Origin of the sequence: Microbacterium pumilum, from assembly GCF_039530225.1 — a bacterium.
In the GTDB taxonomy this organism is placed as follows: domain Bacteria; phylum Actinomycetota; class Actinomycetes; order Actinomycetales; family Microbacteriaceae; genus Microbacterium; species Microbacterium pumilum.
The window spans coordinates 999089-1016596 of the sequence record NZ_BAAAOH010000001.1; the positions used below are offsets into that span (position 1 = coordinate 999089).

Consider the following 17508-nt stretch of genomic DNA (forward strand, 5'->3'; position numbering starts at 1 on the left):
AGCACGGGAACGACGCCTACGGCGAGTGGTTGACCTCCCCGCGCGCGACCAGCAGGGCTACTCGCGCTGACCGGCCACGCCGAGGAAGCGGATGAACACCGCGATCCATCCGAAGATGAGCGCGAAGACGATGATCTCGAACGCGGTGAGTGAGAAGTAGGTCGTGATGAACAGCACGACCGAGGCGACAAGAGCGCCCAGGAACGACCAGGCACATACGAAGTAGGTGCGCGGCATCCCGCGCAGGAATCGTGGGCCGCCGATGAGCAGCACCAGGAACATGACGGCCATGCCCGACGCCGAAAGGTTGTGCAGCAGCAGATTCACATCGACCGGGAAGATCCCGACGCAGGCCAGCATCACGCCCATGACGACGAACAGCGTCGACACGGTGCGCGGTGAGGATCGATTCGACAGTGATCCGGCGGCGACCAGGGTCTGCATGTCGTTCGCGATATACACGGCGAACGTGGTGACGAGCAGGCCACCGGCGATGAGAGTCCCGTTGAAGATCCAGCTCGACAGGTCGTCGAAGCTGCCGAGCTGGCTGAAGTGGACCATCCACCACTCTTTGTCAGGGGTTGTCACCATCGCCGAGAGCGTGCCGAGCACGATGAACGCCATGAGCAGGGACGACATCCGCTGGGTGGTCATGCGCGACACCGAGAGGAAGACGATGTATGTCGTCATCCCGAGTGTCACGGCCATCAGCACGGTCGCCCAGAACGTGACCACAGGAAGCCCCACGAAACCGAGCCCGAGGACGAGGAAGACCACATACGTCGCGAGGAATGCGAGCGCCGTATGCACGATGACGACCGAGATCGTGTTCACCGTGAACTTCCACGGGGCGAGCGACCTCCGCCACTCCTGGCCCGGGCGATGACGCGAGCGCCAGTAGCCGATGGCCGCGATCACCGCCGCGACCACGCTCGCACCGATGGCGGCGAGGATGCCGAAAGACCACTCACCGGTCAGCGGGCTCTCCGGGAAAAGGAGTCCGATGATGAGGCCGTAGATGGCTCCCAGCGCGCCGGCGAGGAGGGCGAGATAGACCGCCGCCGACTCGACGCGCAGTGTCGGAGACGGTGGCGCACCGTCAGCAGCACGCGGGGACGAGGCGATGGATTCCGTGCTCATGGCGTCAGTGTACGGCCGCTGACGACGGCTGACAGGCGTCCTCTCAGGCGGCGCGCCGACGGACGGTCAGGAGCCTCGCTGCAGCCAAGGCCGCAGCATCCGAGTCACCCAGGGCAGCACCAGATACGTCATGACCGGCGTCAGCGCGAGGGTCGCGAACAGCACCCGCAGCACCAGAGGCAGTTCGGCGAATCCGGGGATGAAGCCGAGCAGCCACGAGGCGAGCAGGTTCGTCGGGAAGAACCCCAGCCAGATGGCGACCGCCTGCTTCCATCGCCGAGGTGCGGCCGGGATCGGCTGCTGAATCGGACCCGTCGCCGTCGAAGCAGGAAAGGCGCCGCCGGCGTCGCGCGATTCCACGTCCGTGGCGAACGGGGCGTCGAACCAGCCCTCGATGCCGGTCCGGCGCTCGACTCTGACCTCGTCGGCGAACGTACGTCCCGACTCGAGCCACCATTCGCGCTGCGGAGACTGCTCCCACGCTTCGAGGGTCGGGATGTCGCGAAACCGGTAGAGCATGTACCACAGGTCGCTCGCCTCACCGGCCCGCACCCAGCCCGAGCCGAGGAACCCGGCGAACCCGGTCGCCAGGTCGGTGCCCGCCTGCATCCAGCTCGTCGCCTCGACGGTGCGAGCAGGATCGATGCGTCGCTCGATGGCCACGGTAATGGGATGGATGTCGGGCTCTGCCATGCCATCCATTGTCACGGTGGCGCGCTGAGAGATCGGCGTCAGGGCAGCCGCGGCTCGAAGTGCAGTGGCACCGCGACGTCTTGCGGGTCTACGAGATCGTCGGGGTAGGTCGCGGTGGCGACGTGCGTGACGCCGTCCAGGATCAGCTGGACCCGGTAGGTGAAGGGGAAGTCGCCGAGGGACGATGCGCGCTTGGCTTCAGCATCCGGTTCGTCGAAGTAGAGCGACCCGTCTGGCCGGCACTCGCCGTTCGCGACCGCCGGGAAGGTGAGCGCCTGTCCGTTCGACGCGGTCACCGTGATCGTCGCGGAGTACTCGACGGGCGACGCGGCCAGATTGCCGATCGCGAGTTCCAGACCGTACGAGTCCGGCACGCCGTCGTGGTCGACGACAGCGGTGAGGGTCGCGGTCGGATCGGGGAGCGGCTCGTCCCGCGGTGTCATCCAGCGCAGGCTTGCGATCATGTCGCCGGCGCCCTCGCCCGAGGCGAACAGGTCGACCACGTACTCGGCCGCCGGCCCACGTGGGCGCACCGACCACCATCCCTCGCCGATTTCGGCGACCTCCGCCTCCACGCTGCGGCCGACGCACGGGTCGCCTCCCTCGACCTGCCCGACGTGCAGCCGGTCGAACTCTCGGACCGGGACGAAGACGAGCAGCTCCTCGGGCGATCCGACCGACGGCGGGTCATCGTCGAAGCCGTCGGCACAGCCGTTGGACACGCAGTAGGTGTAGGGCTGCAGCCGCAGCTCGGTGAGGTCGTACCGAACGACGAATGGCCCGGGTTGCGCGAGACCCGCATCGTGACGGTCTCCGTGGACGATCGTCTCGGTAGGCGATGGCGCCGTGACCGGCGGAGCGACCGGCCCTGACGCGCAGCCGGCGAGAACCAGGGCTGCAGCGAGCACGGTCCATGAGCGGGCCGCGCGTCGATTCGCTCGGGTCATGCTGCTCCTTCGGGATGACGCTTCCTACCTTGGCAGTGTCGGGGCACCGCTCGTCGTCTCGACGCGGACCGGTGAGTTCCCAGGTCGCTCGGGTAGGCTCGGCAGGTCGGCTCGGGACACTGCGCTTGTTGCGCAGATGGGTTTGTGAGTCCCAGGGGCCGATGGTGGGAGCGATTCCGCTCTGACGACCATCCAGTGAATGGCCCCCGGCCGACAATGTCCGGGTTTGCACCGCGCCGTATGCGCGGGAGGCGTCCCCTTTGTGTGGGATGCCGCCGAGTGCTGTTCTCGCATCGAGACAACCCAGAAAGACACGACGACCATGCCCAAGAGCAGCAAACCGGCCAGCGGCCGCCCGAACTACGAGCCCCGCTACGGCGAGAAGAAGACCTCCTACCAGGACCGCAAGCACCGGCCCGCCGACGGCGCTTCGCGCGGTGCTGCACCCGCTAAGGCAGGCAGCCGCAGCGCCGGTCACCGCGGCCATCGCCCCGCGGAGCAGGATGCCTCGTCGAAGGGCCGCTGGACCGCGCAGGAGCGCGCCGGCCGCGACGAGGCGCGCGGCATCCGCACGCACGCCCAGAACGCTCGCCCCGTCCGTTCGTACGACGACCGTCCGGCGCGTTCGAACGATCGTCCGGCGCGTTCGTATGACGACCGTCCGGCGCGGTCGAGCGATCGCCCGGCGCGTTCGTATGACGACCGTCCGGCGCGCTCGAACGACCGCCCGGCGCGTTCGTATGACGACCGTCCGGCGCGCTCGAACGACCGTCCGGCACGTTCGAGCGGCGCCCGTCCCGCGCGTTCCTTCAGCGACCGCCCTGCGCGCTCTTACGACGATCGCCCTGCACGTTCGTCGAGCGACCGTCCGGCGCGCTCGAACGACCGTCCGGTTCGTTCGTACGACGACCGCCCCCGGCGGGAGCACTCCGGCGACCGACCGAATCGCGACCAGGCGAACCGCCCGGGCCGCTCCGACTGGAATGCCCGCCCCGACCGCACCGCGGCCCAGGAGCAGCACGTCGACGTCGTCCACGAGCGCCTGCAGGCCGAGGCGATCCAGGCCGAGAACGTGTCCGAGGTGACCTTCGGTGCGCTCGGGCTGGGCGACAACATCGTCCGCACGCTCGCCGACCTCGGTGCGGCCACGCCGTTCCCGATCCAGGCGGCGACGATCCCCTCCATCCTGGAGGGGAAGGATGTGCTCGCACGTGGCCGTACCGGGTCGGGCAAGACCATCGCCTTCGGCGCCCCGCTCGTCGAGCGCGTGCTGCGCTCCCAGGCGGGTCAGCGTCGCGAGTTCGGTCGTGCGCCCAAGGCGCTGATCCTCGCTCCGACGCGTGAGCTGGCGCTGCAGATCGACCGCACGATCCAGCCGATCGCCCGCAGCGTCGGCCTCTTCACGACCCAGATCTACGGTGGCGTGCCCCAGGGTCGCCAGGTGGGTGCCCTCAAGAAGGGCGTCGACATCATCATCGGCACGCCCGGTCGCATCGAGGACCTCATCGAGCAGCGCAAGCTCGACCTGCGCGAGGTCAGCGTCGTCGTCATCGACGAGGCCGACCACATGTGCGAGCTCGGCTTCCTCGAGCCGGTGCAGCGGATCCTCCGTCACACCGGCGAGGGCAGCCAGAAGCTGCTGTTCTCGGCGACGCTCGACCGCGAGGTCGCCGCGCTCGTCGACGAATTCCTCGTCGAGCCCGCCGTCTACGAGGTCGCCGGCGAAGACCAGGAGTCGAGCACCATCGACCACCGCATCCTCGTCATCGAGCACCGCGACAAGGCCGAGATCCTCGACAGCCTCGTCGACCGCGAGGGCAAGACCCTCGTCTTCGCTCGCACGCGCGCCTACGCCGAGATGCTCGCCGAGCAGTTCGACGACGCCGGCATCCCTGCCCTCGCCCTGCACGGCGACCTCAACCAGGCCAAGCGCACGCGCAACCTCGAGAAGCTCACGAGCGGGCGCATCAACGTGCTTGTGGCGACGGATGTCGCGGCTCGCGGCATCCACGTCGACGACATCGATCTGGTCATCCAGGCCGACGCGCCCGACGAGTACAAGACGTACCTGCACCGCTCAGGTCGCACCGGCCGCGCCGGTCGGTCGGGCACCGTCGTGACGCTCATCACCCGTCAGCGCCGCCGTCGCATGACCGAGATGCTCGACCGTGCCGAGATCGACGCGCCGTTCGACGAGGTCCGCGTCGGTGACGAGCTGATCGAAGAGCTCGCCGGTCGCGTACCGACCGCTGCGGAGATCACCGCTTGACACCGCACAATCTGATGTGCGCCGGCCCTCTCTCGGGGGTCGGCGCGTTTCGTCCTTTTGGTGGTCGCGGCCGCACGGATTCAACGCCGGTGACTCAGAAGAGGCGAGCGGCCTCCTCCGCTGCTCGCCCGCGCGATGTCGTCACCACGGTCGAGCGGGCGGCCAGCCCCGACACGCCCGCGCTGCGCGGCCGATCCGCGTCGTCCTCCGCGTGGCCGTCGAGTCCGTGCACGCGCAGCAGCGGGCGCACGCGCTTCGCCAGCCATGACCGGTAGGCCTTCGGAGCCGTCGCTGCGGCTCCTGGGTACAGCCCGAGGTACGACGAGACAAGCTCGGGATGCTGCTGCTGCAGCCACAGCATGAACCACTGCTTCGCGCCCGGCCGCAGGTGCAGCGCCCCATAGATGACTCGCGCTGCGCCGGCTGCCCTGATGCGGGTGAGGGCGTCGTCGATCGCGGGGATGGAGTCTGTCAGGTGCGGGAGGATCGGCATGAGGAACACCGTCACCCGGAAGCCGGCCTCGGTCGCCGCGCGCACGGTGTCGAGTCGTGCCGCCGCCGACGGCGTGCCGGGTTCCACACTGTGCTGAAGGTCGTCGTCGAACACCGCGATCGACATGGCGATCGACACGTGAACCGATTCCGCCGCATCCTGGAGCATCGGCAGATCCCGCCGCAGCAGAGTTCCCTTCGTCAGGATCGAGAACGGCGTACCCGATTCGGTGAGCGCCGCCACGATCCCCGGCATGAGGCGATAGCGGCCTTCGGCACGCTGATACGGGTCGGTGTTCGTGCCGAGCATGACGGGCTCGTTCCGCCACGATCCTCGGCGCAGCTCCTTTGCGAGCACGTCGACGACATTGATCTTGACCACGATCTGACTGTCGAAGTCGTGACCTGAATCCAGCTCGAGGTACTCGTGCGTGCCCCGAGCAAAGCAGTATGTGCATGAATGCGTGCAGCCCCTGTAGGGGTTCACCGTCCAGTCGAACGGCATGGCGGATGCTCCGGGCACATGGTTCAACGCACTCTTGGCCATCACCTCGTGGAAGGTCACGCCCGCGAACTCGGGGGTCGTCACCGAGCGGACGAGACCGTTGAGGCGTTCCATGCCTGGCAGGGCCGCGGCATCCGCCACCCCCAGCTCTTGACCCTGCCACCGCATGCATCCATGGGAACAGATGTTCTATGATGTGTCAAGGTGATTCACGGCAACCTAGAACGAAAGGCAGAGCGAACACCGCATCCTCGCGATCTCGGACGCTCGGGGTGACAATGGGGGTGTGACGGTGTCCCGACCGCCCGATTCCCCCCTGTCTCGACGCGCCGCGAGAGCGCTGCGCGAAGAGGCGCGCGGTCGCGCCCGCGAGAGCGAGCTCAGCACACCTGCCGAATCACCCCCGACGACCCTGCCGTTGCCGATCATCGCCGGCGACGGCGCGCCATCCCGGCCGCAACCACTGCCCAGTCGACACGATGCGCGCGCCGCGCAGTTGCTCAGCACGGATGTCGCGCCGGCGCGCCACGCACGTGCACCGCGGGCAGCAAGAGCAGGTGTCGCCATCGGCCTCGCGGCCGCCGCCGCGTTGCTGCTCGGATCCTCCGCCGCGGTGACCGCGCTGATCATGGAACCCTCCACCGTGACGGACGATGCCGGACGTACGCACGCAGCGGCACGGTTCGCGCCGCCGCCGCTGCCTTCGGTCGAGGCACTGCCGGTTCCGAAGGTCGCGCAGACCCTGGCGACCGAGAACATCTGCACGCTGCCCGAGGTGGGCGACGCCCTCGCGGCAGGCGACGACGAGGGCGTGATCAGCGCCGCGGGCGGTGGCGAGGGCTTCCGCGCCGCTGTCGTCAGCGGAAATGCGCCCTGCCTTTCGCTGGCGGATCCCGCCCGCATCTGGGTCGTCGTCAACAAGATGCGCCCCTACGAGCCTCTGCAATACCGCCCCGACGTGCTCGTCATGCCCGACAACGTGCGCAACATCGAAGAGGGCACGCTCCGGCCGGACGCGGCATCCGCTCTCACGGGGATGGCGGCAGCGGCGAGCCAGGCAGGTGCGGGTGAGATCGCGATCGAGAGCGGTTTCCGCTCGTACACGACGCAGCGCTCGTCGTACGGCAGTCAGGTGTCCGACCGCGGAGTCGCCGGCGCCGACCTGGTCAGTGCGCGACCGGGCTACAGCGAACACCAATCGGGCATCACCGCAGACATCGTCGCGTGCAATGGCGGATGCGGCACTCTCGACGATCTCGCCACGTCACCGCAGGGCGCATGGATCGCGGCGCACGCCTGGGAGTACGGGTGGGTCGTCCGGTACGAGGACGGGCACACCGACACCACCGGATACCTGGCCGAGCCATGGCACCTGCGCTACATCGGACCGCAGCTTGCGCAGGCCTACCACGACGGCGGATGGCACACGCTGGAGGAGTTCTTCGGGTTGCCGCCGGCCCCCGGATATCCGGGCTGACCGTGCCCGCAAGGCCGAGTTGAGGCATCCGACAAAGAGCGGTACGCAGTCCCACCCTCCTTAGGACCCAATCTCACATACCGAGCGGTATGTTCGCGTTGCACAGGTAGAATCGACCACGGTCGCCAACCGGATCGTCGTTGACGTATGCCGATGGGCGGGCCGCTCGAAGACGAGAGGAGGCGCACATGGAGCGCGACATCTATGACGAGGACCACGAGGCATTCCGCGATGTCGTCAAGGAGTTCATCAAGCGCTACGTGACCAACGAGGCGCGCGAGCGGTGGGACGCAGCGGGCGAGGTCGACCGTGCCACCATGCTCGCCGCGGGCGAGTCCGGGCTCATCGGACTGTCGGTTCCCGAGGAGTTCGGCGGCGCAGGCATGCTCCAGGACTACCGCTTCCGCGCGATCATCAACGAAGAGGTCATCAATGCCGGTGCCGGCTCGCTCGCGGGAGCATTCGGCATCCAGGATGATCTCGCCGTCCCGTACCTCGTCCACATGGGCACGCAGGAGCAGAAGGAGAAGTGGCTGCCCGGCATGGCCACCGGTGAGATCCTCGGCGCCCTCGCCATGAGCGAGCCCGCTGCGGGCAGCGACCTGCGCGGCATCAAGACGACCGCAAGGCGGGTCGAAGGCGGTTACCTCGTGAACGGCGCCAAGACCTTCATCTCGAGTGGCAAGACCGCCGACGTCATCGTCACGTTCGTGAAGACCGGCGAGGGCAATCGCCCGGACGCGTTCAGCCTGCTGCTCATCGAGAACGGGATGGACGGCTTCGACCACGGCAAGAAGCTCCACAAGATGGGCTTCCAAGGTCACGACACCGCCGAACTCTCGTTCACCGACGTCTTCGTGCCCGCCGAGAACCTGATCGGCGGCGAAGAGGGCAAGGGCTTCGTTCAGCTGATCATGAACCTGCCGCTCGAGCGCCTGTCGATCGGAGTGGCGGCGGCCGCGGCCGCCGAGGCGGCGTTCAAGTGGACCCTCGCGTACACCAAGGACCGCGAGGCGTTCGGCGAGCGGATCATCGACTTCCAGAACAGCCGTTTCCGGCTGGCGGATGTCGCCACCACCGTCGACGCACTCTGGGCGTACACCGACCGCGCGCTGCTCGCCTACCGCGACGGCAAGCTCACGCCCGAAGAGGCCGCGAAGGTCAAGTTCTGGACGACCGAGCGCGAATGGGAGGTGCTCGACACCTGCGTGCAGCTGCACGGCGGGTACGGCTACATCACCGAGTACCCGATCGCCCGCGCGTTCCTCGACGCTCGCGTCCATCGCATCTACGGCGGCACGAACGAGATCATGCGGGAGATCGTGGGAAGGCAGCTGGCCGGCAAGCGTTGAGGATGCCCTCGTTCGCTGATCACGCAGGCGCCCGCACGCGCAATCGCGTGCCACCCTGGTCTGGTGCACCCGCCTGCAGTGTCCGTGATCGAGCAGATCCACGCCGTCGTCCTGGCGGCTGAGGTCCCGGGCATCCGGCTCGTAGGGGTGGATGGGCCAGGCGGGTCGGGCAAGTCGACGATCGCTCGTGAGCTTTCCGACGCGTTCGGCTGGCCGATCGTCGAGATCGACGACTTCCTGTCGTGGGTGAGTTTGGACCGTTGGTGGCCTCGGTTCGAGTCCGAAGTCATCGCTCCGCTGCTCGCCGGTCGCAGCATCCGGTATCAGGTGCGCGACTGGGCCGGGGACGAGTTCGGCGAGGGGCTCGGCGGCTGGAAGGGCCTGGCCTGGAGCCCGATCGTCATCATCGAGGGGATCGGTTCCACTCGGACGGCTGTAGCCGGCTCACTCGCGTGTCGCGTGTGGGTCGACGCGCCCCCGTCTGATCGTCTGGAGCGCGGCCTCGTTCGCGACGGCGAGTCGCATCGAGACCTCTGGGAGCGCTACATGGCGGACGAGACGCGCTTCTTCGCCGCCGACCACACTGTTGATCGCGCGGACGTGAGGATCGACACGGGCCGCCGTTGACCGACGGTCGCGCCGTCAGCGCTGCTCGATCGCCGTCGCCTCCGACACACGCCCGCCCACTTCGATCTGCTGACCGCCGTGCCGGACGTGTGTGTAGAGCAGCGACCCGGCGCCCTGCACGATCTCGAGGTCGAGCCCGAGCGCTGCCGTCAGTCGCACCGCGGCCGCGCCCGTGGCCTCGTCTTCACGGATGCCGAACTCGGGCGCGAACATTCGCGCGCGTACGCGTCGCTCCTCCTCGTCGAGCCATGCCCAGACGTAGAAGAGCCCCTCTCCATACGCTTGCGGGTCGACCGCATCGACTTCCTCAGCAGAATCGAACTGATCGATCTCGAAGTCCGGGCTCCACGCTGGTAGGGCTGCGACGAATACGAATTCCCCATCGACGCGCACGTGCGCACGTCCGGCTGGCACGTCGAGAGTCTTGATCGCGTCCCCGTTCGCGTGAAGCCACGCGGCGAGCCCGACCGTGGGGTGGCCCGCGAAGGGAAGTTCCTGCCGGGGGGTGAAGATCCGCGCCGTCGCCGACCCATCGGCCACCTCGTCGATGAAGATCGTCTCGCTGAAGCCCAGATCTGCTGCGATCTGCTGCTCACGACGGTCCGTCGAGGGGGACGCCCAGACGATGCCGAGCGGGTTGCCGTGCTCTCCGCGTTCATCGACGAAGACGCGGACGACGTTCACAAGGAGGCTCACATCAGCCGATCCTTCCAGTCGCTCGTCTGATGCGCGAGGCAGGTGCTCGGCGACGGCGGCGAGGCGCCCAGGGCAGATCAGTTCGGGTCGGTCTCGTCGCGGGTGCGCGCCGCTGATGCTGTTCGCGGACGAACACCACGATTCCGGTGACGAGAAGGACGATGCCCAGGACCGTGGTGGCGATGTTCACCCGCGCCTCCGCCCCTGTGGGGGAGATTCCCGTCATCCAAACGTAACAATTAAGACTGTTATCGGTAAGTGTCTTTCCTATAACGTGGTGCCCATGCGCTGGGGCATAGCCGTCCGGTGCACCATCCCCTCACCAGGAGTTGAAAGGAACGCCGGAACATGAGACGAGAATTGCGCAAGGCGACGGTCGCGATCGCGGCCGGCGTGGTCGCAGTGTCTGTCGCCCTCGCGGGCTGCTCGCCGTCCTCGCAGTCTTCGGGCAGCGACGACGCGGTGCTTCGCGTCTGGGCAGGCAGCGCCACGCCCATCAATCACAACTTCAACCCTTTCGCGGTCGACACCGCTGTCCACGCGACGTTCGGCGCCATCTACGAGCCGCTCTTCTTCTTCAACCAGCTCTCCAGTGATCCCGCCGCCGGGATGATCGGTGACAGCTACGGGTTCAGCGAGGACGGCAAGACGCTGACCGTGAAGATCAAGCCCGACCTCGAGTGGAACGACGGCGAGCCGCTCACCGCCGACGACGTCGTCTTCACGTTCGGCTACGGCTCGAACAAGAGCGACAAACTCGTCTCGGCCGAAGCGACCGACGACACCACAGTCGTCTTCACGTACACCGAGCCGCAGTTCACGTCGGCATCCCTGCTGCTCGGCTCGACGTGGATCATCCCCGAGCACATCTGGTCGGGCATCGACGACTACATCAGCGAGACGAACCCCGAGCCCGTCGGCTCCGGTCCCTACAAGGTGAAGTCCTTCTCGGATGCCGCCTATACCGTCGAGGCGAACTCGTACTTCCGCGACGGCGAGCCCGCGGTCAAAGAGGTGCAGTACGTCGGACTCGACTCCAACCAGTCCTCGCAGGACCTGCTCACCACCGGCAAGCTCGACTGGGTGGGACAGTTCATCGCGAACCCCGACCCGGTGACCGCCAGCGGCGAAATCGCGACCATGAACAACCAGCAGGACCCCACGACGATCATCACGTGCGCGAACGCCGACCTCGGCTGTACTGGACCGCAGACCGACCCCGCCGTGCGTCGGGCGATCAACCTCGTGATCGACCGGGCTGCGATCGCCGAGAAGGCCTTCGCCGGGCTCCCGGCCGCGAGCAACCCCGCCTTCGTCCTGCTGCCTCGCGACGAGCAGTGGCTGGGGGACCCCGCCAACGGCGAGAGCCCGCAGTCGCCGGATGTCGCGACAGCCCAGTCGATCCTCGAAGAGGCCGGGTACACGAAGGGTGACGACGGGTTCTACGGCAAGGACGGCACCACCATCGAGCTGGACCTGTTCTCGCCCGACGGCTGGACCGATTACAACGACACGGCGAAGCTCATCGCAGAAGAGGCGGCCACCGCAGGTCTGCGCATCAACGCTCGGACGGTGTCGGATGCCGAGTACTGGACGCCGATCTCGAACGGCGACTTCCAGATGGCGCTGTATGGCCTGACCCAGTCGCTCGTCGCGGATCCATTCACGAACTACGACCAGTACTTCTTCGGCAAGTCCACGGCCAAGGTCGGCGAGAGCCCGGTGTCGGGTCAGAACTACTCGCGCTACAGCAACCCCGACGTGGATGCCGCGATCTCGGCTGCAGCCGCGACAGAGGACGAGGCGACCAAGCAGGCCGCGTACGCGACCATTCAGGACCAGATCACGACGGACGTGCCCTACATCCCGGTCGTGCTCAACGCGTCGCAGGCGTTCTTCAACGTGAAGAAGTTCTCGGGCTGGCCGACGGAGTCGGACCTGTACGCGAACCCGCTGCCGTACCTGTCGGTCGCATCGGCGATCGTGTTGACGCACCTCGAGCCCGTCAAGTAGACACCATGACGACATCCCCTGATCGGCGGCGAGAGGAGGCGAGATGAACTTCTACGTACGGCGGATCGCCTTCTACATCGTGACGCTGTGGGCGGCCATCTCGCTGAATTTCCTCCTCCCGCGGCTGCTCCCCGGGGATCCGGCGGCCATCATGCTCGGCAAGCTCCGGCGTGCCAACGGCGGACGGCCATTGTCGGAGGAGACGATTCAGACGATCACCTCCATCCTCGGCGCCGAGAAGGGCATGTCGTTGTGGGACCAGTACATCGCGTACTGGAGCCGGCTGCTGCACGGTGACCTCGGGATCTCGTCGACGCGGTATCCCGCCACCGTCACCGATCTCATCGCCGCAGCCCTGCCGTGGACGGTCGTGCTGGTGGGCACCGCGACCGTGATCTCGTTCGCGATCGGGCTGATCGTCGGCGCGTGGGTGGGGTGGAAGCGGGGAACGGCGCTGGACCACCTCGTGCCGCTGACCACGTTCCTGCAGTCGATTCCGTACTTCTGGCTCGCGCTGGTGCTCGTCGCCGTGTTCTCGGTGCAGCTCGGACTGCTGCCGATCGTCGGCGGATACGACGTGTTCGAGTTCCCCGCAGGGCCGGAGTTCAGCTGGGCGTTCTTCGTGAGCGCGGTCGAGCACGCGATCCTTCCGGCGGCGACGATCATCATCTCGTCGGTCGGCGGGTGGCTGCTCGGGATGCGCAACATGATGGTCTCGACGATGTCCGAGGACTACGTGGTGACGGCCGAAGCGAAGGGCCTGACACCCGGTCGAATCCGCACCCGGTATGCGGCTCGCAACGCCGCAATCCCCAGTCTCGCCGGGTTCGGCATCGCGCTGGGATTCGTCGTGGCCGGGTCAGTCGTCATGGAGCAGGTCTTCAGCTACCCGGGCATCGGAAAGCTGCTGATCCAGGCGATTCAAGGTCTCGACTACGCGCTGATGCAGGGCGTGTTCCTCGTGATCACCCTCACGGTGCTGGCCGCGAACTTCATCATGGACCTGCTGTACGGGCTGATCGATCCGCGGGTGAGACACAATGGCTGAGCCCGTCGAGACCGACCTCGAAGCCGACATCGAGCGCGACATCCCGTTCGGATCGCCCGCCGAGATGCAGGCGGTGCGAGACGTCGACCGCAACGAGCTTGCCGTGGAGGCATCGACCGCCGCCATTGCGACGCGACGCTTCGCAGGCGTGCGGCATCTGCTGCCGCAGTGGTCGGGAAAGCTCATCTGGGGCCTCGTGATCGTCGGCTTCATCACCCTCCTCGGGCTCGTCGGACCACTCATCTCGCAGAATCCGCGCGACTCCGACAACCCGTCGCTGCAGCCGCCGAGCCCCGAGCACTGGCTCGGCACGACCAAGCTCGGGTACGACGTGTTCGCCCAGCTGGTCTACGGCACTCGTGAGTCGCTCTGGGTCGGCATCGTCGCGGGGACGGTTGCGCTGTTCCTCGCGATCCTCTTCGGGATCCTCGCGGGGTACTTCGGCGGCATGCTCGACGAGGTGCTGATGCTGGCCACGAACATCATGCTGGTCATCCCGGGCCTCCCGCTGGTCATGGTGATCGCCGCCTATGTGCAGAACTCTCCCGGTCTCGGACCCCTCGCGCGCACGTCGTTCCTGGTGGCGATCGTGCTCGGCATCACCAGCTGGGCGGGCTCGGCTGTGGTCCTTCGCGCCCAGGCGAGGTCGCTGCGCACGCGCGAGTACGTCGCCGCCGCCCGCGTCTCGGGCGAGAAGCCGATGCGCGTCATCTTCGTCGAGATCCTGCCGAACCTCGTGCCGCTGATCGCCGCGCAGTTCATCTTCGGCATCATCTTCGCGGTGCTCGGCGAAGCGGGCCTCTCGTACCTCGGACTCGGGCCCACGGGATCGATCACCCTCGGCACGATGCTCGCCGACGCTCAGACCGGGCAGGCGGTCGGCAGCGGGGCGTGGTGGTGGTTCGTGCCGCCGGGGCTGGTGATCGCCCTCCTGGGCGCCGGACTCTCGCTCATCAACTTCGCGATCGACGAGGTCGTCGATCCCAAGCTCCGCCTGGCTCCGCAGGCCGCGCGGCGCCAGCGCAGGGCGGTCAAGCGCGCCGACGTCGTCGCAGACGGAGGGGCGTTCGCATGAGCGGCGAACCGGTGCTGACGGCGCACGGCGTCTCGATCCGCTACGAGGTCGACCCGCCGGTCGAGGCGGTGAAGGATGTCTCGCTGACGCTCCACCGCGGCGAGATCCTCGGCCTTGCCGGCGAATCGGGATGCGGCAAGACGACGCTCGCGTACGGCATGACGAGACTGCTCAAGGCGCCGGCCGTGATGACCGGCGGAGACGTCGTCTTCCACGACGCCTCCGGTGAGGACATCGACGTGGTCGCACTCTCCGGCGAGGGACTGCGGCGGTTCCGCTGGAACAAGGTGTCCATGGTGTTCCAGGGTTCGATGAACTCGCTGAATCCCGTGATGAGCGTGCGCAAGCAGCTGCACGACGTGTTCAAGACCCACCGGCGCGGGATGGGCAAGGCCGAGCGCGAGACGCGCAGTGCCGAGCTGCTGCAGCTCGTCGGGGTGGACCCCTCACGGCTGTCGAGCTTTCCCCACCAGCTCTCGGGCGGGATGCGGCAGCGCGTCATGATCGCGATGGCGCTGTCGCTCGATCCCCAGGTCATGATCATGGACGAGCCGACGACCGCGCTCGACGTGGTGGTGCAGCGCGGAATCATCCGCGAAATCATGCGCCTGCGCGAGCGGCTCGGCTTCGCGGTGGTCTTCATCACGCACGACCTTCCGCTGCTCATCGAGATCAGCGATCACATCGCCGTCATGCGCGACGGACGCATCATCGAGCAGGGCACCGCCGAGCAGATCTATCGGCGACCCGCCGACGCCTATACGAAGCAGCTGCTCGCGAGCTTCCCGAGCCTCACCGGAGACCGCGGTGCGTTCATCCGCGGCCGCGAAGAGACCGGCCGATCCATCACGACGGAGGGGGCTGCATGAGCCAGGCGATCGTCAATGGGGCCCGACGCGGGACTCTCGAGGCCCGCGGACTCGTCAAGGACTTCCGGCTGCGCTCGGGCCTCTCGGTATCGACCCTCCACGCCGTCAAAGACGTGTCGTTCACGATCGCGCAGGGCCGCACGATCGCCCTCGTCGGCGAGAGCGGGTCGGGCAAGTCGACGATCGCGCGCATGATCGCGAAGCTGGAGCACCCGACATCCGGAACCGTGCTCTTGGACGGCGTGCCGTCGGCCACGCGCGGCAAGGCACTCGAGGCCTACCGTCGCGAGGTGCAGATGGTATTCCAGGATCCGTTCGCCTCGCTCAACCCGTTCCACACGATCGCCCACCACATCGAGCGTCCGATCCGCATCCACAATCCCAGGCTCTCGAGCGCTGACGTGCGACTGCGCGCGGCTCAGCTTCTCGACCGGGTGCAGCTCGCACCCGCCGCGAAGTTCGCCGACCGGCGCCCGCATGAGCTGTCGGGAGGCCAGCGTCAGCGCGTCGCGATCGCGCGCGCCCTCGCGCCCGGGGCACGGTTCATCGTGGCCGACGAGCCGGTGTCGATGCTCGACGTGTCGATCCGGCTCGGGGTGCTCAACCTCCTCGCCGACCTGCAGCGGCAGGAGGGGCTCGGGGTGCTGTACATCACGCACGATCTCGCCACCGCGCGCCACTTCTCGGACGAGATCCTGGTGATGTACCGCGGCGACATCGTGGAACGCGGAAACGCGGATGATGTCATCCTGAATGCACAGCACGAGTACACGCAGCAGCTGCGCGAGGCCGCCGCCGATCCCGAGCGGCTCGGCGCCCTGCGCGACGAGGTGCGGCGAGACGACGACGTCCGCCGCGCGAGCGCTGCGGTCGAAGAGGAAGGCGCCAGCCGATGACCGCTGTCGATCCCGGCACGCCGACCTGGCTGCGCACCCACAATGACCGGACCGCGTTCCGGCTGCTGCTCGAGCACGGCCCGCTGAGCCGATCGAAGCTTGGCAAGCTCTCGGGCCTGTCGAAGCCGACTGCCGGAGCGATGATCCTGCGGCTCGAGCGGGTCGGGCTCATCGAGGCGATGGGCGAGATCGCCGCGACGCGCGGCCCCAACGCGACGGTCTACGGCGTGCGCCGAGACGTCATGACCGGGGTCGCCATCAGCATCCTCGCCGACACGATCGAGGCTGTGCTGACCGACCCCGTCGACTCCGATCGTCCCGTGGTCGTGCTGCCGGTCGCCGGTGCCGATCGCTCCCCCGAGAACGACATCAACTCCGCGATCGACGCGGCGTGCGCGGCCGCGGGCGTCGCGCGTTCGTCGGTGAGCGTCGTCGCCGTGGGTGTGCAGGCGGCGGTGGATGTCGCGGCCGACGAGCTCTCGTTCACTGACACGCTGCCCGGCTGGCCGCAGACAGGTGCGAGACAGCGCATCGAGCAGGCGACCGGAATGACCGTCATCCTCGACAACGACGTCAACCTGGCCGCGATGGCCGAGCGCGCCCTCGGGGTGACCAAGGATGCGACGAGCTTCGCCTACTTCTGGATCGGCGAGGGCCTCGGAGTCGGCCTCGACATCGACGGCCAGATCCAGCGGGGAACGTCGGGCAGCGCGGGCGAGATCGGATACCTCGAGGTTCCCCGATCAGCGGCGAGCATCGATCCCGCCGCCGCGGACTTCACCGACCTGCTCGGTGGTCCGGCGATCGCCGCGCTGATGGGGTCGCCCGGCGAGCGGCTGCGTGCCGTGCTCGACCATGTCGAGGCGGACGACCCGCTGTGGGGGTCGGTCGCAGACCGCGTGGCGCTCGCGCTGGCGCCGATCGTCGCGCTACTCGACCCCGCGTCCATCGTGCTCGGCGGCCCGACCGGCGTCGCCGGCGGGGGCCGGCTCGCATCGCTGGTGCAGCACCGCATCGACGCCGTGCAGTACCCGAGGCCCGACGTGCGCGGAGCACGTCCGCACATCGCCGTGCGCGCCAGCACGACGGGCAGTGAGTCGATCCTGCTCGGTGCACGCCAAGTGCTCGTCGCGCACATCCGCGCCCGGCTCGAGGCGGCGATCGTCGCATGACCCTCCCCGTTTCGTCCCGCGACCCGCGACGCGCCGGGCCGGTCCAGGTTTCGCCGGATTCCGGCATCCGGAACCTGCGTTTCCTGGACCGCGCACCATTCTGCGGGTCCGGAGGCACCGGGCCGGTCCAGGTTTCGCTGGATTCCGGCATCCGGAACCTGCGTTTCCTGGACCGCGCACCATTCTGCGGGTCCGGATGCGCCGGGCCGGTCCAGGTTTCGCTGGATTCCGGCATCC

The 17508-nt window shown here is 67.8% G+C and carries 15 protein-coding genes; 10 read left to right on the forward strand and 5 right to left on the reverse strand.

Annotated elements, in window-relative coordinates:
- Positions 1 to 57 precede the first annotated feature (57 nt).
- The 3 genes from ABD188_RS04590 to ABD188_RS04600 form a co-directional block, all read right to left on the reverse strand.
- Positions 58 to 1140, reverse strand: a complete 1083-nt coding sequence (locus ABD188_RS04590; protein ID WP_344058966.1) for a DUF998 domain-containing protein — start codon at positions 1138 to 1140, stop codon at positions 58 to 60.
- A 66-nt stretch (positions 1141 to 1206) separates the two neighbouring features.
- Positions 1207 to 1833, reverse strand: coding sequence for a putative antibiotic biosynthesis monooxygenase (locus tag ABD188_RS04595; RefSeq protein ID WP_344058968.1), 627 nt, complete (start codon positions 1831 to 1833; stop codon positions 1207 to 1209).
- A 38-nt stretch (positions 1834 to 1871) separates the two neighbouring features.
- The gene (locus ABD188_RS04600; RefSeq protein WP_344058970.1) at positions 1872 to 2780 is read right to left on the reverse strand and encodes a hypothetical protein; all 909 of its coding nucleotides are present in this window, start codon (positions 2778 to 2780) and stop codon (positions 1872 to 1874) included.
- 322 nt (positions 2781 to 3102) lie between these two features.
- On the opposite strand from ABD188_RS04600, the gene ABD188_RS04605 reads away from it, so the two are divergent.
- Positions 3103 to 5049 (forward strand): DEAD/DEAH box helicase, encoded by a 1947-nt coding sequence (locus ABD188_RS04605; RefSeq protein ID WP_344058972.1) that lies wholly within the window; start codon positions 3103 to 3105, stop codon positions 5047 to 5049.
- 94 nt (positions 5050 to 5143) lie between these two features.
- Here the strand turns inward: ABD188_RS04605 and ABD188_RS04610 are convergent, their stop codons facing one another.
- On the reverse strand, positions 5144 to 6214 hold the full coding sequence (locus tag ABD188_RS04610) for an Rv2578c family radical SAM protein (protein WP_344058974.1): 1071 nt from the start codon (positions 6212 to 6214) through the stop codon (positions 5144 to 5146).
- Positions 6215 to 6332: 118 nt separating this feature from the next.
- Between ABD188_RS04610 and ABD188_RS04615 the strand changes: the two genes are divergently transcribed.
- The 3 genes from ABD188_RS04615 (at position 6333) to ABD188_RS04625 (ending at position 9502) form a co-directional block, all read left to right on the forward strand.
- Entirely contained in the window at positions 6333 to 7523 is a 1191-nt protein-coding gene (locus tag ABD188_RS04615) for a D-alanyl-D-alanine carboxypeptidase family protein (RefSeq protein WP_344058976.1), read from the forward strand.
- 188 nt (positions 7524 to 7711) lie between these two features.
- A complete protein-coding gene (locus ABD188_RS04620; protein WP_344058978.1) occupies positions 7712 to 8875 on the forward strand; it encodes an acyl-CoA dehydrogenase family protein in 1164 nt (387 codons plus the stop codon).
- Between the two features lie 63 nt (positions 8876 to 8938).
- Positions 8939 to 9502 carry a uridine kinase family protein gene (locus tag ABD188_RS04625; RefSeq protein ID WP_344058980.1) on the forward strand — a complete coding sequence of 188 codons (564 nt, stop codon included), beginning with the start codon at positions 8939 to 8941 and terminating at the stop codon, positions 9500 to 9502.
- Between the two features lie 15 nt (positions 9503 to 9517).
- Here ABD188_RS04625 and ABD188_RS04630 read toward each other — a convergent pair whose 3' ends face one another.
- Positions 9518 to 10198: a PhzF family phenazine biosynthesis protein gene (locus ABD188_RS04630; RefSeq protein ID WP_344058982.1), complete on the reverse strand. Its 681-nt coding sequence runs from the start codon at positions 10196 to 10198 to the stop codon at positions 9518 to 9520.
- A 348-nt stretch (positions 10199 to 10546) separates the two neighbouring features.
- Here ABD188_RS04630 and ABD188_RS04635 point away from each other — a divergent pair, with 348 nt between their 5' ends.
- The 6 genes from ABD188_RS04635 to ABD188_RS04660 are packed head-to-tail and all read left to right on the forward strand — an operon-like array spanning position 10547 to position 17271.
- The gene (locus ABD188_RS04635; protein ID WP_344058984.1) at positions 10547 to 12211 is read left to right on the forward strand and encodes an ABC transporter substrate-binding protein; all 1665 of its coding nucleotides are present in this window, start codon (positions 10547 to 10549) and stop codon (positions 12209 to 12211) included.
- 43 nt (positions 12212 to 12254) lie between these two features.
- On the forward strand, positions 12255 to 13259 hold the full coding sequence (locus ABD188_RS04640; protein ID WP_344058986.1) for an ABC transporter permease: 1005 nt from the start codon (positions 12255 to 12257) through the stop codon (positions 13257 to 13259).
- Positions 13252 to 14334 carry an ABC transporter permease gene (locus tag ABD188_RS04645; protein WP_344058989.1) on the forward strand — a complete coding sequence of 361 codons (1083 nt, stop codon included), beginning with the start codon at positions 13252 to 13254 and terminating at the stop codon, positions 14332 to 14334. Before ABD188_RS04640 ends, ABD188_RS04645 begins: the two co-directional genes overlap by 8 nt.
- Positions 14331 to 15203: an ABC transporter ATP-binding protein gene (locus ABD188_RS04650; protein ID WP_344058991.1), complete on the forward strand. Its 873-nt coding sequence runs from the start codon at positions 14331 to 14333 to the stop codon at positions 15201 to 15203. Before ABD188_RS04645 ends, ABD188_RS04650 begins: the two co-directional genes overlap by 4 nt.
- Positions 15200 to 16099: an ABC transporter ATP-binding protein gene (locus ABD188_RS04655; RefSeq protein WP_344058994.1), complete on the forward strand. Its 900-nt coding sequence runs from the start codon at positions 15200 to 15202 to the stop codon at positions 16097 to 16099. The genes ABD188_RS04650 and ABD188_RS04655 overlap by 4 nt, the downstream gene beginning before the upstream one ends.
- A complete protein-coding gene (locus ABD188_RS04660; RefSeq protein ID WP_344058996.1) occupies positions 16096 to 17271 on the forward strand; it encodes an ROK family transcriptional regulator in 1176 nt (391 codons plus the stop codon). The genes ABD188_RS04655 and ABD188_RS04660 overlap by 4 nt, the downstream gene beginning before the upstream one ends.
- Positions 17272 to 17508: the final 237 nt, after the last annotated feature.